This is a genomic window from Shewanella corallii (genome assembly GCF_023349125.1).
GTDB lineage: Bacteria > Pseudomonadota > Gammaproteobacteria > Enterobacterales > Shewanellaceae > Shewanella > Shewanella corallii.
In genome coordinates this window covers 74,796-97,428 of the sequence record NZ_JAKIKT010000007.1, presented here as the reverse complement: position 1 = coordinate 97,428, position 22,633 = coordinate 74,796, and the positions used below count along the sequence as shown (strand labels likewise).

General features: G+C 50.0%; 17 protein-coding genes. 11 read left to right on the top strand and 6 right to left on the bottom strand.

Annotation, left to right across the window (positions count from 1 at the left end; genetic code table 11):
• Positions 1-32 precede the first annotated feature (32 nt).
• The 6 genes from L2725_RS16725 to L2725_RS16700 all read left to right on the top strand — a co-directional run bounded on the left by L2725_RS16725 (position 33) and on the right by L2725_RS16700 (position 6,919).
• On the top strand, positions 33-2,165 hold the full coding sequence (locus L2725_RS16725) for a tetratricopeptide repeat protein (RefSeq protein ID WP_249249984.1): 2,133 nt from the start codon (positions 33-35) through the stop codon (positions 2,163-2,165).
• Between the two features lie 134 nt (positions 2,166-2,299).
• The gene (locus L2725_RS16720; protein WP_249249983.1) at positions 2,300-3,856 is read left to right on the top strand and encodes a diguanylate cyclase domain-containing protein; all 1,557 of its coding nucleotides are present in this window, start codon (positions 2,300-2,302) and stop codon (positions 3,854-3,856) included.
• 34 nt (positions 3,857-3,890) lie between these two features.
• Positions 3,891-5,246: a nucleotide 5'-monophosphate nucleosidase PpnN gene (ppnN, locus tag L2725_RS16715; RefSeq protein ID WP_249249982.1), complete on the top strand. Its 1,356-nt coding sequence runs from the start codon at positions 3,891-3,893 to the stop codon at positions 5,244-5,246.
• Positions 5,247-6,014, top strand: a complete 768-nt coding sequence (xni, locus tag L2725_RS16710) for a flap endonuclease Xni (RefSeq protein ID WP_249249981.1) — start codon at positions 5,247-5,249, stop codon at positions 6,012-6,014. It abuts the gene before it with no gap.
• Positions 6,015-6,095: 81 nt separating this feature from the next.
• On the top strand, positions 6,096-6,485 hold the full coding sequence (locus tag L2725_RS16705) for a DUF3192 domain-containing protein (RefSeq protein ID WP_115134727.1): 390 nt from the start codon (positions 6,096-6,098) through the stop codon (positions 6,483-6,485).
• Positions 6,486-6,703: 218 nt separating this feature from the next.
• On the top strand, positions 6,704-6,919 hold the full coding sequence (locus L2725_RS16700; protein WP_249249980.1) for a hypothetical protein: 216 nt from the start codon (positions 6,704-6,706) through the stop codon (positions 6,917-6,919).
• A 128-nt stretch (positions 6,920-7,047) separates the two neighbouring features.
• Here the strand turns inward: L2725_RS16700 and L2725_RS16695 are convergent, their stop codons facing one another.
• From L2725_RS16695 to L2725_RS16685, 3 genes are all read right to left on the bottom strand, one after another.
• Positions 7,048-8,226, bottom strand: coding sequence for a flavin monoamine oxidase family protein (locus tag L2725_RS16695; RefSeq protein WP_249249979.1), 1,179 nt, complete (start codon positions 8,224-8,226; stop codon positions 7,048-7,050).
• A 9-nt stretch (positions 8,227-8,235) separates the two neighbouring features.
• Positions 8,236-8,919: an SDR family NAD(P)-dependent oxidoreductase gene (locus L2725_RS16690; protein ID WP_249249978.1), complete on the bottom strand. Its 684-nt coding sequence runs from the start codon at positions 8,917-8,919 to the stop codon at positions 8,236-8,238.
• A gap of 196 nt (positions 8,920-9,115) precedes the next feature.
• Positions 9,116-11,944: a S9 family peptidase gene (locus L2725_RS16685; protein ID WP_249249977.1), complete on the bottom strand. Its 2,829-nt coding sequence runs from the start codon at positions 11,942-11,944 to the stop codon at positions 9,116-9,118.
• 275 nt (positions 11,945-12,219) lie between these two features.
• On the opposite strand from L2725_RS16685, the gene L2725_RS16680 reads away from it, so the two are divergent.
• The gene (locus L2725_RS16680; protein WP_115135503.1) at positions 12,220-13,227 is read left to right on the top strand and encodes an isocitrate dehydrogenase; all 1,008 of its coding nucleotides are present in this window, start codon (positions 12,220-12,222) and stop codon (positions 13,225-13,227) included.
• A 604-nt stretch (positions 13,228-13,831) separates the two neighbouring features.
• Here L2725_RS16680 and L2725_RS16675 read toward each other — a convergent pair.
• The 3 genes from L2725_RS16675 to L2725_RS16665 all read right to left on the bottom strand — a co-directional run bounded on the left by L2725_RS16675 (position 13,832) and on the right by L2725_RS16665 (position 17,131).
• Positions 13,832-14,860 (bottom strand): hypothetical protein, encoded by a 1,029-nt coding sequence (locus L2725_RS16675; RefSeq protein ID WP_249249976.1) that lies wholly within the window; start codon positions 14,858-14,860, stop codon positions 13,832-13,834.
• Between the two features lie 76 nt (positions 14,861-14,936).
• Positions 14,937-15,200 carry a hypothetical protein gene (locus L2725_RS16670; RefSeq protein WP_249249975.1) on the bottom strand — a complete coding sequence of 88 codons (264 nt, stop codon included), beginning with the start codon at positions 15,198-15,200 and terminating at the stop codon, positions 14,937-14,939.
• Positions 15,201-15,874: 674 nt separating this feature from the next.
• The gene (locus L2725_RS16665) at positions 15,875-17,131 is read right to left on the bottom strand and encodes a valine--pyruvate transaminase (RefSeq protein ID WP_249249974.1); all 1,257 of its coding nucleotides are present in this window, start codon (positions 17,129-17,131) and stop codon (positions 15,875-15,877) included.
• Between the two features lie 385 nt (positions 17,132-17,516).
• On the opposite strand from L2725_RS16665, the gene L2725_RS16660 reads away from it, so the two are divergent.
• Genes L2725_RS16660 through L2725_RS16645 form a run of 4 tightly spaced genes read left to right on the top strand, consistent with a single transcriptional unit; the run spans position 17,517 to position 22,625 of the window.
• Positions 17,517-18,104, top strand: a complete 588-nt coding sequence (locus L2725_RS16660; protein ID WP_249249973.1) for a chemotaxis protein CheW — start codon at positions 17,517-17,519, stop codon at positions 18,102-18,104.
• Complete coding sequence (locus L2725_RS16655; RefSeq protein WP_249249972.1) at positions 18,094-20,247, top strand: CHASE3 domain-containing protein; 2,154 nt, start codon at positions 18,094-18,096, stop codon at positions 20,245-20,247. Before L2725_RS16660 ends, L2725_RS16655 begins: the two co-directional genes overlap by 11 nt.
• A complete protein-coding gene (locus L2725_RS16650) occupies positions 20,247-21,131 on the top strand; it encodes a CheR family methyltransferase (protein WP_249249971.1) in 885 nt (294 codons plus the stop codon). Before L2725_RS16655 ends, L2725_RS16650 begins: the two co-directional genes overlap by 1 nt.
• A gap of 39 nt (positions 21,132-21,170) precedes the next feature.
• The gene (locus L2725_RS16645; RefSeq protein WP_249249969.1) at positions 21,171-22,625 is read left to right on the top strand and encodes a chemotaxis protein CheB; all 1,455 of its coding nucleotides are present in this window, start codon (positions 21,171-21,173) and stop codon (positions 22,623-22,625) included.
• The last annotated feature ends 8 nt before the right edge of the window (positions 22,626-22,633 follow it).

Below are 22,633 nucleotides of genomic sequence, written 5' to 3'. Positions count from 1 at the left end.
AATGGCCTGCGATTGGGCTGGTAATCAAATAGATGAAAATCCCTGCACTCCTGCTTGCTCCTTTACTCCTGCTGTTCTCCCTGCCTTCTGTGGCCATAGATCTGATTAATGATGAAGTCCGAAGCCGTGAAAACCCCAGAGCTCTGTACAGCCAGGTCAATGAAAACCTGCATCACCTTACCGGCAATGAATCCAAAGCTGAGCTCAGCACCCTGGCCATGGAGCTGGGCCTGAGTCAGGCAGAGATGTTCCATAAGCTGCAATTAACCCTGCGACTCAATATGGAGCCGGGAGTAGAAATCAGTGATCGCCACCCTGATAATGATGCCCTGCTTAATTTGCTGGATACCTACGCCAACTCCCGCTACCAGCAAGCCGTCACTCTGATGCTCAAAGGCCGGGTGCAGGGACGCAATAAAATCCAGTACCAGAAAGCAATAGCCTTTTACACCCAGGCTCAGGACCTGGTTCGCCATGAACCCGGCGTACAGGGACTGGTACTCAAATATATTATCTACGACCACCTCGGCTCGCTTAACCAGCTTATTCGCCAATACGCCACTGCGCTAAGTCACCTTAAAGAACTGCAGGAAGTCTCTATCAAGCTGAACAACAACTATTTGAGAGCCCACGCCGAGGCATCATTGGGGGTTTATTACAACAAGCGCAGAGATCAGGGCCGCGCACTGGAACACTTTACCCAGGCCCTGCGGCTGGCCAATCGCGAACCGCAACCGCAACTGCTGGCGATGATGAACTTCAATCTGGCCAAGGTGCACAGGGATATGCAGCACTGGCAGGACGCCCTGACTCATGCCCATGATGCTGCTAAGGGCTTTGAGCTCACAGGAAACTATCCTTACCTCTCCAACACCATGACAGTGATTGCCATGACCTATGGCGAACAGGAGAACTGGCACAAAGCTATCGATTACTATCTCAATGCCCATCAAATTGATGTGCGGGAAGGCAACCGCATCAGCCAGGCATTGAATATGCACAATCTGGGGGAGGCATACTCCAAGCTGGCAGACTTCGCCAACGCCCTAACCTATCTGGATAGTGCCAACCAGTTCTTCCGGGAAAAGCAGCTCAACCACTATCTGGTGTATAACGAAGCACTGCTGGCAGAGGTCAATCTGGATGCGGGACACTTCGAACGAGCCCTTTACCATGCCAGTGAAAGCCGCAACTATGCCCATGCCAAAAAGCTGCTACCGGAGCAGATAGACGCCATGATGTTGCAAGCAGCGGCATACAGTGCAATTGGCGATAAGGACAAAGCCTTTGAGACCCAAAAAGCCGTTATAGAACTCAAAGTACTGCCAGGCAACAAACCGCAACCCACAGCCACGGAAGATGGAGCGCTGTCTCAGCAACAGCTGAAACTGGCCCTGAGCAACAGGGATATAAAAATTGATCAGCTCACTGAAAAGCAGCGACTGCAAAGTCGGGTTGTGATTGGTGGTGCTGTGGTACTGGTACTGTTACTGATTTCCCTGCTCTACCTGCATCAAAGCCGCCGTCAACTTAAGCTGGAAACCAGTAAACTGATGGATGAGCTGAAGCAGGACTGTAACACCGACCACCCCGGCAATCGGGCACTAATGGAGGCTCTGGCGCTGCGGGATACTCATGCCACCCTGATACTGCTTGAACTGTCTGAGCATGTATATCCGGAACTGGCAAAAGGTCAGTATCTGGCCTGTGCTGAATATCGTCATCAACTGTCGGCAATTGAAGAGATAAGCAGCATGCGCAGTTTCGCGCTAACACCCGGCTTAATGGCGGTCCTGGTTGAAGGACACTACAGTGACAACGCTCTGGTGGCGCAACTCAGTGAGCGGCTGAAGCTGCCATCACTGAGCGCCGGAATTATTCCCCTGCCTCTGTTGCAAACCGAAGAAATAGTGGTAGAGCCGGAGATCCAATTTGAAACGGCACAGATGGCACTCAGTGCTGCCCGCAGCCTGCCCTTTGATGGCAAGCCAAGATTTGTAGGCCTTTACCCATTGGACTTTGCCCCCTCGGTCATCTTCGCTCACCCACTCTATCTCAAGCTGGATAAGAGCATTCAGCGGGGACTAATCCGGGTAAGCTGCAGTGGTGATAAAACGGCGATTCAGTGGCCCGAGTTTTGTCAGTCGGCCAGTCATGAAGATTGATCTGAGTTCACACAGTAAATTTCAGGGGTCGCATAGCCTTATGGGCAACTGACATTATACTGATAAAAAGCCCCACCTGGAGTAGATGGGGACAGTAGTAACGGCATAAGGATTTTAGCAGGACAGCAAATCTGATGAAGGAACAAAATCAAGATAAAGCCCAGCTGGCACAGCTGACCCAGAAAGTGAAAGAAACCCGGCTGGCACTGGATGCACTGAAAGAAGACAAGAATGCCAAACTGCAAACTCTGCTTAATTTCTTCCATCACCTGAGTCTGGCTTGCAAAGGTCAGAATCTTGAGCTGGACAACAAGCTTGCCAAGTTGCGTCGTCAGCTGACAGGCTTCGAATCCCTTGAAGAGTCACTCCCTGAACTGGTTGAAGTGGAGCGCCTGCTCAAGCGTCAATACAACCTGATGAGTCGTGAGCTGGAAGATGGGCGCAACGACTTAACCCGCATGACCCAACAGATCCAGCGTTTTAAATTCGCCCCGGACCAACTCAAAAAAGAGATCAATTACCTTCGCCAGGAACTGAGCAAACCTCTGCATTCAGTCTGGGATTACATTCCCAAGGTAGAAAAGTTGGTGGGATTCTACGAGGAACTGGTCGACAGTCAAATCGAAAACAACACTGAGTTTGCCGTAGAGCCTAGATATCAGCAATTAGGCCGTGAACTGGCTTGCATGATGGAGGATATCGACTTTCCGGCAAACCAGACAGATCGCATGTTGGTGCTTAAAGAGCAGCTTAGAGGTGAGGTATCACCGGAAGAACTGCTGGAAGCCTACCAAACCGTCCTGTCACAGTTGCTTGAAAATATTGCCCTTGAAAAAAATGCCTCGAGAGAGTTTCTGTTTGCGCTGAACGATGCCCTCACCGCCGTCCAGGCCGTGGTGGTCGACTCATCAGAAAGCCATCATCGTCACCGGGAGGTAAAATCCCGGCTTAACGACAGCATTAACGGCTGCGTCGCTGATATGGGTCAGTCGGTCTCTGAGATTAATGACCTGACCCAACTTAAAGAGCAAGTGACCCATCAGTTGAGTGAAATCAAAGATGCACTGGCACGTAAAGAAGCGCTTGAACAGCGCGAACAGGCGATGATGCAGAAATCCATGGATACTATGCAAAAAGAGCTGGGCGAACTCAGTCGCGAGGCCAGTAGCTATAAAGAGCGCCTGTTTGAACAGCAAAAGCTCAACCAGTTGGATCCGTTAACCCAACTGCCTAACCGTGCGGCGCTGGAAGAGAAGCTGGAGCAATCCTATCACCATTTTCAGCGCACGGGCCTTTCAGCCTGGATTGCAGTCGTCGATATAGATCACTTCAAATCCGTTAACGACACCTTTGGTCACAGTACTGGCGATAAAACTCTGCAAGTCATTGCTATGGCGCTGAAAAGTGCCTTAAGAGAGACTGAATTTGTGGCCAGATACGGTGGTGAGGAATTTGTATTACTCATACCTGATGTCTCTGAAGAGATCATTGGCGTTGTGCTTAATCGGGTCAGGGAAAAAATAAAAAGTATCCCATTTAAATTTAAAAATCAGCGAATTACGGTTACAGTTTCTATTGGGGCTGCTCAAATGAGCCTTAAAGAAACGGTCCAGGAAACCTTTGACCGTGCTGATGTAGCCCTGTACCAAGCCAAAAACACAACACGGGACAAGGTTGTGGTTGATGTTTAACTACTGACAGACCCTGCCCCGTTAAGGAGTTGCCATGATAGTGAAAATCAGTCCAAGGGGCAGTATGGTACAACTTTCACAGCTGGAGGTGGATTCTCTCAAGCAAAGCGCGAAGAGTGACCTCTACCAGCTGTATCGCCGTTGTTCACTGGCGGTGCTCTCATCCGGTCTGAAAAGCGACAATGCGGCCGAACTTTTTGAAAAGCACAGTGATTTCCAGATAAACGTTTTACAGCGGGAACGTGGCCTGAAGCTGGAACTGGTCAACCCACCCGCAGAAGCCTTTGTAGATGGTCAAATCATCGCCGGTATTCAGGAGCACCTGTTTGCCGTGCTAAGGGACATTCTTTACCTGTCGACCAAGTACACCAATCTCAAACATATCAACCTTACCAATGCCACCCACATTACCAATGTTGTGTTCGACATATTGCGTAATGCTCAGGCTATCCCCACTGACAGAGACCCAAACATTGTGGTGTGCTGGGGTGGACACTCGATTAACGAAACTGAATACAGATACACACGCGAAGTGGGTTATCAGCTTGGCCTGAGGGCTATGGATATCTGTACCGGTTGTGGCCCGGGTGCCATGGAAGGACCAATGAAAGGCGCTGCTATTGGCCACGCTAAACAGCGTATCAAAGATGCCAGATATATCGGCCTGACCGAGCCCAGCATTATTGCCGCCGAGCCACCTAACCAGATAGTAAACGAGTTGGTGATTCTGCCGGACATTGAGAAACGTCTTGAGGCCTTCGTGCGTCTGGGGCACGGTATTATTATCTTCCCCGGTGGTGCAGGTACTGCAGAGGAGTTGCTGTATCTGCTGGGTATATTGCTTAACCCGGCCAATCAGGATCTGGTATTTCCTCTGGTACTGACAGGCCCCAAAGAGAGCGCCGCCTACTTTGAGAAAATCGATGACTTTATCGGGGCGACTCTGGGTGAAGAAGCCCAGAGTAAATATAAGATTATTGTCGATGATCCTGAGCAGGTTGCCAGAGTCATGAAAGAGGGTATGGGAGATGTTAAGTCATACCGTCGCAGCACAGGTGATGCGTACCAGTACCACTGGTCGTTGAAAATTGAGCCTGAGTTCCAGCTGCCATTCCAGCCCACCCATGAAGTGATGTCCAATCTGGATTTGCGCTTCCAGAGCAATAAAGCTGAACTGGCCGCCAACCTCAGAAAAGCCTTTTCTGCTATAGTAGCGGGCAACGTCAAAGCGGAAACTATTACCCTGATTGACAGACACGGTCCATTCCAGATCCATGGGGACCCTGATCTGATGGATATGATGGACACTTTGCTCAGCGCCTTTGTGGAACAACAGAGAATGAAACTGCCCGGCAGCGCCTATGTGCCCTGCTATCAAATAATAAAATAAATGAACACCTTATTAATTATTGATGGACTAAACCTGGTCAGGCGCCTCCATGCAGCAATGGGAACCCAACCCGATATGGATGCCCTGACCATCAGAGTCACCTCAGCCTGCCAGAAACTGATCCGTTTTCATCAACCCAGTCATGTCACCATAGTGTGGGATGGCGATCAGGAGAGCTGGCGCAAGCAGCTCTACCCAGATTATAAAAAGGGTCGCAAGCCCATGCCGGAAGACCTTGCCAAGGCCCTGCCGGCACTCAAAACCCAGCTGGAAAAAGAGGGCGTTTACTCCATCAACGCTGACTCAGAAGCAGATGATGTGATAGCAACCCTGGCCAGCAAGATAGTCAACCATCAGGGCAAAGCGATTATCGTCTCTACGGATAAAGGCTTTGCTCAGTTGCTGCATCCGCAAATCGTTCAGTGGGATCACTTCAATCAGGCCTTCATCGATATGGAGGCATTGGAACGCAAGCTTGGCGTCGACAGAGCCCAATTGCTGGACTTTATCGCCCTCTCGGGCGACAGCGGCAATAAGATACCCGGCATCCCTGGCATAGGACCGAAATCCGCTTCTGAATTGCTAAAGGCTTTTCGCACACTAAAGAATGTTTACAATTCTCTAGAGATGCTCGGAGCGAAGCAGGCGAAGAAGTTGGACGAAGGTAAAGAAATGGCTCGAATGAGCTATAAGCTGGGGAAATTGCGTACTGACATGCCACTCAAAGTGAACCTCAGTCAGCTTAGAGTCAGTCAGCCAAAAGCATGAGTAATCATCAAACCCGGTTTACCCCTTGCCCACATATGGGTAAGGTAATTCAGTAACTGATCCAGCAAGGAAAGCCCTGTAATGAAATTCAATGCGCCGGCCGTAATCGGCGGTTTGTTTGCGGTCTATTTAGTATTTGTCGCCATCGTCATGCTCACCCATGAATCCACGCCCAATAATATGGATTGGGATGACAGGCAGGTTTACAACCTGCAAACCATCTCTACTCTGGATTTGGGCCAGGCCAAAAAAGAAGTTATTGAGCTTCTGGGCCAGGCTGACTTCTCTGAGGCCAAGCAGGGAATAGAAGGGGCAATGACGGTACTTTTTTATCGTACCCACAGGAAAAACTCCGATGGGGAAACCACCCGGGATGAGTGCACGCCTCTGCTGTTTATGAATGATAAATTAATCGCTTGGGGAACTGATACTTACGAGCAATACCTATCCTCCCCCACCGCAGAACTATGAGCTTTCCTGGCCCGCAATTTGCGGGCTTTTGCTTTTAAATCAAATAATTAAATCACACATCAAACTCTTCTCTCATCACAGTCCAGCGGTTTAACATTGCTACTTGTCACATGCGTGAAACACTCATATATTGAGTTTTAGCCCGTATCAAACAGTAAAACGAAAATACTCTCACACCTTGAACAGGGCATTAACCGGGATAAAAGAGAGAAACAACTATGCTTGTGAAAATCACTTATCCAACCAGCTACAACCGGCATCAAATGATGTTATTGGTTCACTGTCTCAGCATGGGATTTGGTCAAAACTACCAACATGACGAACTCAACCATCGCTATTTGGTTGAGCTGGACAATGCCTCGGACAATATCGATCTCAACTATCTCAGCGACTACTTTTCCTGGGTGGATATTGAGACCGACTACAGCCGCTGATTCAAAGCACTTCAGTTGCCCGGGGGAGCTTATTACAGCCTCCCCGGTTTTATCATCAGTTCATTCCTCAGTGATCAAAGCATTAATCAGATGCGCCTTGTTTCACAGCACAGCTTGTACCAACGTCATTACCAGCGCCTGAACTCCCATACATCAGACAAGCTGTCTTCAGCATCAGGGTAAAGCGCCAGTACCGCCCTTTCTGTGGCTTCCAGTGCGCCCTCAAGGTATCCACCAAAGGTTCGGGACGCTTCACTGCCGGAAAATACCAGGTTTGGGTGCGCCTCATCACTGATCTCCTCCAGTCCCCCCAACACATGCACGTGGGGATTCTGCACCTTGTCGGCAACAGAAGCGGTTAAAGACTCCTGCGTCCAATCAACCAGATAAACCTCATCTGGCTGAGCCGCTTCATCGCCAAACAACCGGGTCAATTGCGACACTATCATGGTCTTGAGCTTATCCTGTCCCAGGGTATGTCGGGCAGCAGCATTGTAACCAACAAATCCCATCAGGGCGCCCGCCAGGGTGCCATCAGCCCGGCTAACGCTGGCATCATGGATCTCCACCAGAGGGCCCGCCCGACTGGCCGCCATGCCGGATAATCCCAGCTCCCGCCAAAAAGCCCTGGGGTAGCTGACAACAGCTTTGGCATGTACCGCCATCCAGGTTGGTATTGAGCCCAGCTCATCCAGCATTTCAGCCGACAATTCAGGCTCAAACGTCAGTGTCTCTGCCACCAGCCTGGGAGGCATGGCCACTATCACCTTGTCAGCAGTAAGCTCAGTCAGCGGCTCTCCACTGGCTGAATGCTGCATATTCACCCGGTAGCTGCCATCATCGTTCAGCGAGATTTGATTCACTCTGCTGCCCGTTTTAATCTGCTGAGCAGGTAAGCGTTCAATCAGCGCCCCGGTCAAATTGGCCATACCGCCTTCGAGCCGCCTTGAGTAACCGGCGCTGTATTGTGCTGGGTACTTCTCGGGTATCTGCCCGGCAGCAGACTCTCTCAGAACCGCTCCCTCGGCATATTGGCGATAGCTGTTGAGTTGCAGTATCTCCACCAGAGTCGAGATTCTGGGGTTCATATCCGGCCAGTACCAGGAAGGCCCCATATCCAAAGCGCCTCCATCTGGCTGTTGGTCAACCACGGGTTCAGACAAAATTCGGCCCCCCAGTCTGTCTCTGGCTTCCACCAGAACCCAGGGCTGCTTCATCTGTTGCAATAACCAGGCAGAAAAAAGGCCACTCAATCCCCCACCGATAATCAGGGTGGGATTATGATTGTCACGGCGTATCTGAGTCATATTACCTCCCTAATAACGTTCATTAAATGGCCGGATATCCAGCTCTTGAGTCCAGGCTGTCCTGGGCTGGCGGGTTAGCTGCAAGTAAACTTCTGCGGCTTCCCCGACACTAATCGCCTTATCCTGGGTCAAAGCAGGAAAACGCCTGCGACTGGCATCAGACCAAAGCATTCCATCAACAACCAGATGAGCAACATGCACCCCCTTGGGGCCAAACTCCCGCGCCAACGACTGAACCAGCCCCCGCAGGGCAAATTTGGCCGAGGCGAACGCACTGAATGCCCCGCCTCCTTTGACGCTGGCTGTCGCACCGGTTGCAATAAAACAGCCATGCCCACGCTCAGCCATCATGGGCAACAGCTGTCTGGCCAGGTGAAAGCTGCTCATCACGCCGGTACGCCATACCTGCTCAAACTCCTGTTCACTGACACCGTTCAATGGCCCGTGCTGAAATCTGGCAGTATTGGTGATCACCACATCAGGTACACCTTGCTCCTGAATCAGGGTTTGCAAGACATCTGTAACCGCTTTGCCATCGGTCAGATCAACTTGAATATCTCCACCTTTACGAGCCAGCCCTATTACCCGATACCCCGCCTGCTCGAATTTTTGTCTAAGCGCAACTCCCAGCCCTTCTCCATAGCCTGCAATCAACATCAGCGGAGAGTTGTGTTTTGCTTTTTGCCAATTCATGTTCAGCTCCATCAAACTTTCGATGGCTCAATACTGATTGGCTGGTTCAGTTGGGACAAATCAGAATATTTTCCCGATCGGGATAGTTTTTCTTTACTGCCTTTATCGAAAGGTGACATGCCGGTGAATAAATTGCGGCTAATAAAAAGACCGGCACGGTGCCGGTCTTTGTTAAAGCGGTAACTTATATCAGTTATCAGTCCTTGTCGTATTCCCTGTAGGCTTCACCAGCCTTGATCCACTCAGGAGCAGGAGTGCCTTTCAGGTAATGGTCGAAGTACTCCATCATACGAATACTGTAGTCCACCTTGTTGGGATACTTCTTAAGATGGTGCGGCTCATCCTCATACTGAAGAAAGACCACATCCTTACCCGCGCGGCGCATAGCCAGGTACATCTCTATCCCCTGCTCCCAGGGCACGGCATCATCTTTGTCACCAAACATAATCATCATCGGTGTTTTGATGCGCTCTGCGTAGAACACAGGCGAGTTTTCAATGTACTTATGTGGTGCCGCCATCAGGCTTTCACCAATACGGCTTTGCCCTGTTTCATATTGGAACTGACGAGCCAAACCACTGCCATGACGGATACCACTGAAGGCGCTGGTCATATTGGATACCGGCGCACCACTGACAGCAGCTTTGAACATATGGGTTTGGGTGATGGCAAAGGCCGTTTGATAACCACTCCAGGAGTGACCATGCAAACCAATGGCTTTCGGATCGGCCACGCCCATATCAATAATGTGCTGCACGCCTGAGGTCAGCGCCTGCACAGCAGCCGGCCCGGGGTAACCTATTTCAAAGCGGATATCCGGCAGGAAGATGGCATAGCCATTATCCGCGTACCAGGCGAAATTGGGTCTGTGGTTAACCTTCATCGCCGGGAAGCTGTGCAGACGGTCGCTCATAAAGCGGTAGTAATACACAAGCACAGGGTAACGCTTACCTTCCTCATAATTGTTTGGTTTGATCAGCACGCCATCCAGTTGACGACCATCACCATTGGTCCAGCTCACGAGCTCAGACTGACTCCAGTCAAAACCGTCACGCTGCTCATCCAAATGGGTCTGACGCTGCCCCTGTTCAGGCTTGAGGTAATCGGCGGTATAGAGATCCGGGAACTGGTTATATTGCTCTTTGGAATACACCAGAGTGTCGGCATCGTCGGCCCGGCTCAGCAGCTTCAGTTTATAATCACCCTGCATCAGTACATCGACGCCGGCGCTGCCCAGTCTGGCACCATAGAAACCATCACCTTTGGTTTTGTGGCTGTAGCCATGGAGCATGACTTTGTCGCCATTATCCGGCGCAGCAGGTTCGTCCCTGTCGGCACTCAGACCGGTTACCCGGTACTGAACTCCGGTCTCACGGCCTTTACCGTCAGTCAGCATAAAGCCTTTGCCTGAGGTGGTATCGAACTGCCACACATCGTATTTGTCGTACACCAGCACGCCTTCGTCATCATCCAGCCAGGGGCCGAAACCATAGCCCGGAGCCTGCGAAGGATAGTCATGATCTTCATCGGCAAAAGGCGTAGCAATGCCGGCGCTCAGCTCTCTACGACTATTGGCGGCAATATCATGCAGGTAAACATTTCCCTGCTGGAAGTAGGCCAGGAACTTACCATCAGGAGACAGTGATGGCCCGGAGCGGCTTGGTTGCTGAGTCAATACCAGCTGCTTGCGACCCGTATTCAGATCCACCAGATAAAAGTCACGGTAGAAACCGGCCCAGGTGATCATTTTGCGATAAGGCAGATCAGAGCTGGCAACCAGATAACGGCTCTGAGGACCCAATTCCAGATCCGGCACTGTCTCATCGGCCAACTGCACCACCTGACCGCTACCAAGGTGCATCACAGCCTGATAGGTACGTTTCACTTCCTTGTCGTACTGCTTAATCTCATGGGGCTTGATACGTGGATCGTCGCCATGCCAAATCTTCAGATTACGCTGGTCGGTAATCACTGCAGTGTTATAAAGATCAGCTTCATTCTCATACTTGCTAAGCGTTTCAGGTTTGTTGATTTGCGGTACCCGGCCAAAGAACAGTCTTAAGTTGTCCGGACTGAAGTCCAGCTCGCTGTAACGATTCAGGGTCCACTCATCACTATTGGCAACAAGCTGCTGCTTACCTGAGGCCAGCGTTGTCAGCGTCAGCTGATATTCCCGCTCATCAATATCCCTGGCGGCCCTGCCCGAGGTATGAGCCAGATACTTACCGTCATCACTCAGGGCGAGATCGCCAATTTGCTCACCGGCCTTCACCTTGAGATCGATAAGCTTGTCAGCACCGATATCGTAAAGCTGGATAGCATGCTTACCCGCTTCAACATCATTGATAGCCACCGCCGCCTTACCACCGGCTTTGGACAGGGCAAAGCCTGTGACATCTTCAAACTGGTACTGCTTACCTGTACCCAACACGATCAAAGTAAATGGTGCGCCCTTGTCAGCCTTATCGACTTCAGGCTTGCTCTGTTTGTCCTTTTTCCCAGCCTTGGCTTCAGCTCCAGCGACGGCGTTGGATTCAGTCTGGGTATCAGCATTATCAGCCTTGTCTTTGCTCTCTTCTTCGGCTTCGAACTCAATCGCCAGCAAACGGCCATCATCACTGAATGAGAAGGACTTTACCCGTTCGAAACGCAGCTCTTTGCCGGTTTGGGTATCCAGCAGCACCATGCCATCTTTGAGCTTTTTCTTCTCTTTCTTGGAGGCAGTTTCCCGCTCGAACAGGGTAGGTTCTATCTCGGCAGCGACAAAACGGCCGTCGGCGCTGACTTTCGGATTGGATGCACCAGCCAGCTCAAAACTGCGGTCACTGCCGGGCATCCTGACCAGAGTACGGCTGTCGCCTCTGTCCGGCGCGGCTTCCACAGCCAACAGTTGACCATTATCTGAGAGTACAGGTTTCTTGAGAGACTCAAACTTCATGATGTCGTTAAGAGTCAGATCCTTCTGCGGGGCTGCAACGGCTCCTGTGGCCAATAGCATCCCGGATGCGAGAGGTAGTAATTTCAATGTTTTCCTCTTCTTATGTTAATAGCTATGGGTCGGCAGCTGCCTCAACCCACCACTAGACTAAAGTCGATTTTTGGAGGTTTAGCGCCCAATATTCGCGACTTAACGGCATTTATGCAAGTTTACCCGGCCACCCATCTGTGACTTTCATCACCATTAATGTGAAAAAATCACAAAAAACGTGTAAAATAAGCGGGTCATATGTCATGAAAGTTACCTGTGAAAGAAACACAGGCGTGACTACTGCAGTAACGACCAACATGGATGGATTCCAGATGTCAAAAAGAACGATTACCGTGATCCCAGGTGATGGGATTGGTCCAAGCATCATTGATTCTGCACTGAAGATTCTCGATAAAGCCGGATGTGATTTTGAATATGAATTTGCCGACGCCGGCCTGACAGCTCTCGAAAAGCATGGTGAATTGCTGCCACAGCGCACCCTGGATTTGATTGAAAAGAACCGTATTACCCTTAAAGGCCCACTGACGACTCCCGTAGGTGAAGGTTTTACCTCCATCAACGTTAGCCTGCGCAAGAAGTTCAGCCTTTATGCCAACGTACGTCCGGTACTGTCATTCAAAGGCACCCAGGCTCGATATGAGAATATCGACATCATCACAGTGCGTGAAAACACCGAAGGTATGTATTCCGGTCTGGGTCAGAAAGTCTCTGACGACGGCACCACTGCCGAGGCCACCAGCATTGTGACCCGTCAGGGCGCCGAGCAGATTGCCACCTTCGCTTATGAGCTGGCTCGCAAAGAAGGTCGCAAGAAAGTGACCATAGTGCACAAGGCCAACATCATGAAGTCAACTTCCGGCCTGTTCCTGAAAACCGCCCGTGAAGTGGGTGAGCGTTATCCGGACATTCAGACCGAAGAGATGATTGTGGACGCTACCTGTATGAAGCTGGTGATGAACCCTGAGAACTTCGACGTGATTGTTACCACCAACCTGTTTGGTGACATACTGTCTGATCTCTGCGCCGGTCTGGTAGGTGGTCTGGGCATGGCCCCGGGCGCCAACATTGGTAAAGACGCCGCGATCTTCGAAGCCGTACACGGCTCTGCCCCGGATATCGCAGGTAAGAACCTGGCTAACCCAACATCAGTTATTCTGGCTTCTATCCAGATGCTGGAATACCTGGGCATGGCAGACAAAGCCGCCAAGATCCGCGAAGCCGTATCCGCTGTAATTGAAGAAGGCGACCGCACTACCCGCGATTTGGGTGGTACTCATGGTACTACTGACTTTACCGAGTCTGTACTGGAACGTCTGTAATCGTCTGACGATACGATTTAGCTATCGCCACTTGATTTAAGTTAGTGTGATGCAAAAAAGGTGAAGCTGAGCTTCACCTTTTTTATTGGATGTTTGGTTGTCACAATCGCGCTGCGGTTTCCGATCTGTCGTCGCAGAGGATTAGTCAAACTTCGTTTGGCCGATATCGTGGAGCTTCGCCCCCGCTGGATTAGTACCAAGCTTCGCTTGGTCGAAATCGTGGGCAAATACATCCATGTAAAACGGCCAGCTCACCATCCTTGATTCGCGCTCCTAAACTCGCTTGCTATCGGCAACCACTCGCCCTTTTGATCTCCCCTGCCGCCCCAACCGAAGTTGTTACCCATCGTAGAATGACTTCAATTACGCAATCGGCACCGATTCCACGAAGTACATCCATGTACTTCCTATCCAGCTCGGCACTCCTGCCTCGTTCTACCTCCTGCATCCATGCAGTCGTCCGGCAACTTCGGACGGGAATAAGGTGCAATCTTCAACTTCAGTGCAACTCAATTTGGGACATTAGTTACTTTGGGCTAGTGGGGATAACGTCTCAAACACCGGCTGCGTTTACGCTATCAGAGTGCTTTGACTTGTTAAGTTTTCAATGTAGCTCTGTCTCAAGTTCATTAATACTCATATCAAAAGCTTGATAATAGACAGGTATTCCAAATCTTTCTCTAATATTATTCAAATAAGCTGATGCCTCTTCAGTAATCTTATTTGGTGATACGATCACTAACTTTTTTGCATGATTGCTATCAGGATAGTATGAATACTCAAGAAGCTGAGAAAAAGCCTCTCTAATGCACGCTAAAACAGTGGATGATGTTTTTATCTCATAAAATATCAGGCCCTTATCGCTCTCTCTAGCCACGATATCGATTTTCGTACCATTAGTTGTTAGCAGCTCCGTACCAACATTACTATTACCATAAATTTTAGTAAGATGGAGGTATGCTCCATTTTGGATTTTATTATGAAGGTTATCTATCTTCTTACCGTTATCCTCATATGTTCTCCAGCCTTCATTTTTCCCCGGATTATGACCTGGCACAAAGTTAAAAGTATGGCTTAAGAAGTCAGGCAATCCTAAATATGGTTGAAAATTATAATAAGTAGCGGATAGGGAGTCATCACTCGCGGAGAACTCCTTAGGAGGTTCTTCTAAACTTAAATCATTAGGCCTGAATTTGACGGTAAAAAGCATTTTAGGGTCAGTTTTTCTTAGGTCTTCCGAAGAAGCACCTACTTGACCAACCTGAACAATCATTTCATCGAGCCATCCTTGCTCTTTATAAATCTGATATATTCGCTCAGACTCTAATTCAGGAACAATCTGAAGGTTATCAATTGAGCCAATCCACCACCTCGTTTTTGTTGCACTATTAATTGAATATAGATATACCTTTAAATCACTGTCCTTATGAACATTTCGCCCTGCATTCGCTGCTTGTAAAAAACTATAGTGGTAGCCATCTACTATCTTGTCGAGATCAAAAAGCCATTCCTCATGACCATAGCCAACTGCCCCTTCGTATGAGTCTTTGTTTTTAGATTTTCCTTCTGGCCCAGAAGGTGAACGCCAAGAGTTGGTATTCCAACAAATCCTAACTACTTTTTCTTCGGTCACGAAATGTCCCTTATTATTAATTTAAAACCCACAACACAAGCTGTTGATAGTCCTGATGCGCTTGTTATGTGTGAGATTAAACACCGAATTGTGGTTGCCCAAACTTATTAAGTAGGGTGTTAATAAGGTCTTGGTCTTTAGTTAGCTCACTTTGTGACTCGTCCACATTCATTGAGCTCGGTGCGCCTAATTTTCCTACAGTAACTTTGCGATAGGCCCTAAGCACAGCGCCCTCTGGCGGTATATCTTCTTTCTTTTTACCGTGATCCAATTTATAGCCACCCGTTACCCAACCGTCTTTAGTTAAGTATTGAGTTTCCCATTCATTGCTTGCCACCATATTAGTTCTCCCTAATTACACATAGTATTTGTATAGTGTGCATGCTGGTTTGTCACTTCAGACTCGTGAAAACCGCCCCGCCATTTTTACCAATTATTCAACAAGTTAGTAATAGAAGTCCAGATTTAACTTTGAGCAAGAGCGTGCCGGCGCATTCTCTGCTTGTCGCCTATTATCTAAATATTAAGGCCCCCTAAGACACTGAATTTAAGCATTATTAAATACTTCCACTCAAAAACACCGTGCCGTGCATAGTGAAACTAACTCTGGGGCATAAATAAGCTGACGGGATACACCATTCCCCGTCCGAAGTTGCCGGAGGGAATGGCTTCAATAGCAAGCTCTGTCATGGATGACAGAGTAGCCGTCGCTGAGCCATGGGCGAGTATCGCGAAGCGATGAGGTTACGAGCGCGAGGCAGGATAGCCGAGCGGGGAGTGAAGTACAGGGATGGGCTTCGGCGAATCGACGGCGTTTGCGTAATTGAAGTCATTTTACGATGGATAACAACTTCGGTTGGGGCGTCCTTGGGGTTGTTAGGGACGTTGGACGAGCAACGCCCCTGACCCGGGCGAAGCCTGGAAGGCTTCGATGTTTCGCCAAACGAAGTTTGGCTAATGAGCCATGAGGCTAATGGAGCAAAGCTCCATCAATCAACATCGTCCGCAGAGCGATTACTCTGCATACGCTCTGGCAACTTCTTCAGCAATGACGGCAATCCCTTCCAACATCTTGGCTTCATCCTGCACATAGTTCATGCGAATACACTCCTGGCGGTGACGCCAGTTGTTGTCCTCCGCAGGCATGCCGAAGAAGAAATACTCACCGGGTACCACCAGCACGCCGCGCGCTTTCAAACGCTGATACAGCTCTTTGGTAGAGATAGGCAGGCCTTCAAACCAGAGCCAGAGGAAGATAGCGCCTTCCGGTTTGTGTACCCTAAATCCGGGTACGGTAATTTGTCGCTGCAGCTCCTCAAGCGCCCATTGGGACCGAGCCTGATAGAAAGGCTTAATCACCTGTTCACTGAGCTCCAGCAGCTTACCTGTGTTGATCATATGATTGGCGATGGCGGGCCCCATGCTGCCTGGAGCCAGGCTGACAATACCATTGATATTGGTCATCGCCTGGGTGACGGTTTCATTGGCAATCACAATGCCACAGCGCACGCCGGGCAAGCCAAGCTTGGACAGGCTCATACACAAAATAGTGTTGTCGTTCCAGAATGGTGTCACCTCTTCAAAGATGATATTGGGGAACGGCGTGCCATAGGCGTTATCCAGAATAAGCGGAATGCCCCGCTCACGGGCGATCGCATCCAGCCTGGCCACTTCAGCATCTGTGAGCACATTGCCCGTTGGGTTGGTGGGACGGGAGACACAAATCGCCGCAATGCTGTCATCCAGCGGCAGACGGTCAAAATCCACATGATATTTAAACTGGCCATCATCAAGCAGCTCAATTTCCGGACGGCAAGAGGCGAAGATGCCATCATCAAACCCGGCATCACTGTAACCAATATACTCAGGGGCCAGAGGCAACAGCACTTTCTTGAAGCTGCCATCTGTCTGCTCACCTGCCAGCAGGTTAAACAGGGCGAAGAAGGCACTTTGGCTACCATTGGTCAGGCTGATATTACGCTCGCTGATATCCCACCCATAGGTTTCTCTGAGCAGCCCTGCCAACGACTTCAGAAACGCACTCTTACCCTGAGGGCCATCGTAGTTGGCGATAGCATCAATCAAGGCACCATCCGCCAGCAGCTCGGTGCTGACGCCATGAAAGTAGTCGAGCATCTCGGGAATTGCAGCCGGATTGCCTCCACCCAGCATAATGGCGCCTTCGGTACGTAGGCCTTCGTTGAGATCATTCATCAACTGAGTGATCCCTGCGTAACGATTAAATTTCTCGCCAAATCTGGAAAATTGCATGACCTGAATATCGTCCCTTGTTATCTCTTAACCTATTGTTGTCTATCACATTGGCTGTTTTTTAATGGCTTGCAGCGTTTCATTTCAGCCTGTGCGCCATTGTGACACAGGCTTGCCACTCAGGCTGGATGAAATTCTTTCATACAGATTGAAAATCTCATTCTGAGTCACATTCCCGGCGACAGGAAAAAGTACAAATCTCCTTCCGCCTGATTTCTATCTCTGTTTTAAAGGCTGAGGAGCCAATCAAGGCGTCAACTAATACAAGCCTCTGATTTTTGACATGTCCTCTATCTGACCTAAGGTTATTAGAGGTAACCGGAATACCTCAAATAGAGCCAGAACAGGCCTCTGGCGAGACAAATCAGAATGGACAAGGTGCTGAATGAACAGGTCAGTCGGGAGAACCAGCCACCACGTTTTCGGCGGTGACAATCAGGAGCAGAATCTTCAACTGCATTCAGATAGTCATAAGCATCTGATTTTTAATGTCGGCGAGGTGGAATATGGCATTCCTCTTTCAGATGTCAAAGAGGTGATCAGTATGGGGCCGGTCACTCATGTCCCCAGGCTGCCGGACTATTTTGAGGGCATCCTTAACCTCAGAGGTGAAGTCATCTCCATTATCGACCTCAGACGCAAACTGGGGCTCCCCTCCAAGCCTTGGCAACAGCAAAAAACCTGCATCATTATTTTTGAAGTCAATAAGCTCACACTGGGTGTGATTGTGGACAATGTCATTGAAGTACAGGGTTTTGGCAGCCAACAGATGCGTCAGGAACTGGATATCTCCAAACATCCTGAGCGTGAATTTATTCAGGGTGTCGCCACCAAGCACTCGGGTGAGATGGTCATGTTGCTCAACAGCAGGAAACTGCTTAATCCGTTGGAGCTGGGCCTGATCGCCCAACAATTGCAACAGCTCTCTCCCTCTCACCAATCCGTTAACTCAGAGGCAGCTCATGTTCGATAACCTATCATTGCGGGCAAAGATCTTAATGGGCAGTGCAGTCAGCCTCGGGTTTCTGATATTGCTCAGCCTGCTCAGCCTGAGCAGTATCAGCAAATTGAATGAAACCGGTGCCTGGGTTGACCACACCTACAAGGTCATTAATAAGGCTCAGGAACTGGAAACCGCCGCGCTGGAGATGCAAACAGGTATCCGGGGCTACCTGCTGGCCGGAACAGAGCAGTATCTGGTTCCCTATGAAAAAGGTCGCCAGCATTTCAAACGCCTGGTTGCAGAACTTTTACAAACTGTGGACGACAACCCCTCGCAGGTTGCCCTGATGCAAGAGATGGACGCCACCATGAACAGCTGGGAGGAGTATATCAATGCTGAAGCAGTAGCGCTTCGCAGGGAGATAGGTGATGCCAAAACCATGAATGATATGGCCCGTCTGGTGGCAGAAGCTAAAGGTAAAACCTACTTTGATCGTTTCCGCGGCATGCTCGCCAACTTTATCAATCAGGAGCAAATACTGCTCAGAAGACGCAAAGCTGACTTTATCAATGCTTCTACTCCAGAGGAGGTCAACGCAGCCATCGAATGGGTTGAACATACTTATCAGGTGATTGCCGAAGCACAGAAAATCCAGGTTGCCGCCATAGATATGGAAACCGGCATGCGCGGCTATCTGTTGGCTGGCAGGGAGGAGTTTTTGGAGCCCTACAATGGAGGAGTACAGGAATCTGTCTCTCTCATCTCTCTACTCAAACTCAAGGTCAGTGATAATCCGGCCCAGGTACAACTCCTAACCGATATAGCCCGGGTGTTGAGCGACTGGAATACCCTGGTGGCCGAACCTCAAATCACCCTGAGACGGGAGATTGGCGACGCTAAGACCATGGATGATATGGCTGACTTAATCGGCAGCGATAGTGAAAAATTGTATTTCGATAAGTTCAGCTCACAGATACGTACCTTTATCGAAAATGAAAATATTCTGCTTAAACAACGTCAACAGAATGCCTACACAAGCTCAGAGCAAACCAATTACATACTTATTATAGGTATGTCGGTAGCGGCCCTTATCTCAATTCCTGCCGCCTTTCTGATCAGCGCATCAATTCACAAGCCTTTCCGTAATATCTTCCAGGGCTTGTCAAAATTCAGCAGTAGTGAATTAAAAGAGTTAAGCCGAACCTTTAAAGAGGTCGTGACCCAACTCAAGTCCGGTGCCGCTGGTGTGGGCACCGTAGCGTCCAATATAGAAAATGCCAGTATGAACCTGTCGCAGATCTCCAACCGTCAAGCCAGCTCAGTGGAGGAGACCTCTGCCAGTACTGAAGAGATTTCCGGCATGGTAAAAATCAATGTGCAGTCAGCTGAGCAGTCCCGAGACCTATCGCGCCAGGTCGGAGAGAAAATGGGTGAACTGCAACTGGCTATGGAGCAAATTGCAGAGTCCAACGAAAAGATTAATGAGCTGGTGAAGATTATTGGAGAGATAGGGACCAAGACAGAAATCATTGATGAAATAGTATTCCAGACCAAGCTTCTGTCATTCAATGCCTCTGTGGAAGCAGAGCGCGCCGGTGAACATGGTCGCGGCTTCGGCGTAGTGGCCAAGGAGGTGGGTAACCTGGCACAGATGAGCGGTAAAGCCGCCACAGATATCGCCGCCATAGTGAAGCACAGTGTCAGCGAGGCCGAGGCAATCGCCAAAGAGAACTCTGTCCGGGTGGAAAGAGGCAATCAAATCGTTAAAGAGACCAAGAGCCAGGCGCAAACTGTGGTGACCGGAGCCAATAAGATTTTTGAGGCATCCAACGAACAGGCCAGAGGTATTCAGGAGATAAGCAATGCCGTTGAGTCAATCAACAAAGCCACTCAGCATGCGGCTTCTATCTCAGATCAGGCAGCAGCATCCAGCACAGATCTCAGGCGTCAGTCTGAAGAACTCAATCGTCTGGTACTGCGGCTCAATAGCTTCCTGAGAAACAGTGACAGAGACTCCACTCCGGACTCTGCGTTACGCAGCGCCCTCGAGCCAGTACCAATGGACAGTCACTGGCAGGCTCCTGCTTCGCGTCCACGCGAAGATGTGGCAGCACCTATTATTGTTCCGGTAAGCCAGGACAGCGACAATAAACAGGCCTGGGACAGGCTGTAATGGCAAAGCTGATGTCATCCAATGCTGCCATCGACCCACAAACCGCCTGCCAGAGCCTTAATGACTGGCAGTCCAGTAACGTCTCAGACAATGAGTTTAAGGTTTTCAGTAAGCTGATCCTGGAGCAGGCAGGAATCGAGATCCCACCAGAAAAACGTTCGCTGCTTGAAGTCCGGCTTAACAAGCGTATCAGAGCCCTGGAGTTAAACAGTTTCTCTGAATACCTCGCAATACTCCTGCATGACAGGGAACACACAGAGTTAACTGAGTTCATCAATGCTCTGACCACCAATACCACCGCCTTCTTCCGTGAATCATTTCATTTTGACTATCTACTTCAACATCTGGAGTCTAGCCCTGCTGCTAAGGATACTTACTTCTGGTCTGCAGCCTGCTCCAGTGGTGAAGAGGTGTACACCCTGGCCATGGTGTGTGAGGAGTTTTCCCGAACTCACCCTGAGTTTACCTACAAGGTCCTCGGAACCGATATCGACACTCAGCGGCTGGCCATGAGTACAGAAGCTATCTATGAGATAGATAAGCTGGAGGAGATCCCCCATCTGATGCAGCTCAAGTATCTCTCCCCCACCAGCCCGGATCCGGCCCACTTCGCCATCGCTACAGAGCTAAAAAGGCACATTAAGTTTCGTCAGCACAACCTGGTTGCCTTCGACGCTTCTCCCGGGATCACCTTTAATTACATTTTCCTGCGTAACGTTTTGTTTTACTTCCCAATGGGAAACATACGTCAGGTCATCAGCAAGCTGGAAAGGCACCTGTTGCCTGGGGGCTTGCTCTTTGTCGGTTTGACTGAAACCCTGCATCATCTCGATACTGAACTTGTTCAGGTCGCCCCTTCTGTCTATCAAAAACCGTTAGGCTGAGCCCTTCACATGGAGTTCTCGGTCAATTCAGGGGAGTGTGTGGTCAGCCCCAGCCAGGATATCTGCCTGCAGGCCGTGGTCGGCACCTGTGTCAGCGTCTGCATACGTGACACACAACAAGGTTTCGGCGGCATGTGTCACTACCGCTTGTCCACCGCCAATCAATCGATAACAGATGACAGTCAGGGGTATGACTACGGCGACAAAGCGATATTGGCGTTACTGCAAAAACTGAAACACCTGGGGGCATCCAGACAACACCTTGAGGCCTGGATCATCGGCGGCGGCAACCTGAATACCAGCAGCATAGATATCTGCCGTCAAATAGGTGTTCGCAATATTGCCATCGCCTTCAGGGCATTGGCTGAATATGGGATCCCCATCTCTGGTACCTCTATAGGCGGCGATACCGGCAGGCAGATCCGCTTTTTTCCCGGCACAGGTGAAGTACTTTGCAGACAAACCCATAAACGCAAGAGTGCGGGTGGTGCTGAGCATCACCAGGCAATATTTCTCTCCAACAATGAGCCTTTATTCGACAAATTACAGCAACCCCTGATAGGCGCAGGCATCAATACCAGAATGGCACTGAGCAGCACTGCAGAAGGTCTGCACGACCAGGTGTTGGTTATCGATGAATCCTGGTTGATATCCGCAGGCAACCGGGTTGAGGGGCGTCAGTATACCGCCCCGGTTGTGCTGCTGCAGAACCATGACACCTGTCCCTCTTCATTTACTCTGGACCAGGTTATCAATCAGTTCGGCAGCCTGCTATTCATCGCCAACAGGCAGAATCTGCCCAAAGTGCTGAAGGCGGCCACACATACACGAACACTATCCTGTGCACTTGGGGCAGAAGAACAGGCATTGAGCCACAGCCATTGTCAGGAGTCGCTGGTGATGATTGGTAGCTCTACCGGCGGAATAGACGCGTTGGACAGCGTGATTAAACATCTGCCCGCCATCATGCCCCCGGTATGCATAGTGCAACATTTACCCGAAGGTTATACAGATTCACTGGTAGCCGCGCTGGACAAGATCGGAAACCTCAAGGTGTGCCGCGCTGAAGATGGCATGCTGGCCAAATCCTCCACCGTATATCTGGCACCGGGAGACAGGCACCTGACGGTCACCCCACATGGTCAGCAAATCATGCTCAGGTTAAGAGACTCGCCCCCAGTCAACGGCTTTCGCCCGTCGGTCGACACCATGCTCAAATCCGCCCTCAAACTCGAAGGGAAACGCCTGGTCGCTGCTCTGCTGACAGGCATGGGTCAGGATGGTGCTCAGGGACTGCTGGAGCTCAAGCAAATGGGCGCTATCACCCTTATCCAGAATGAGCAGTCCAGCGTGGTTTATGGTATGGCCAGAGCCGCAAGTGAACTGGGTGCCGCCACCCGGGTTGTCTCGCTCGAAAATATGGGACAAGCTATCGTGGAATCTATTATTAACGCTCAACAAACCCACAAACACAATCATTCGCAGTTGCTTTAACCAGAATA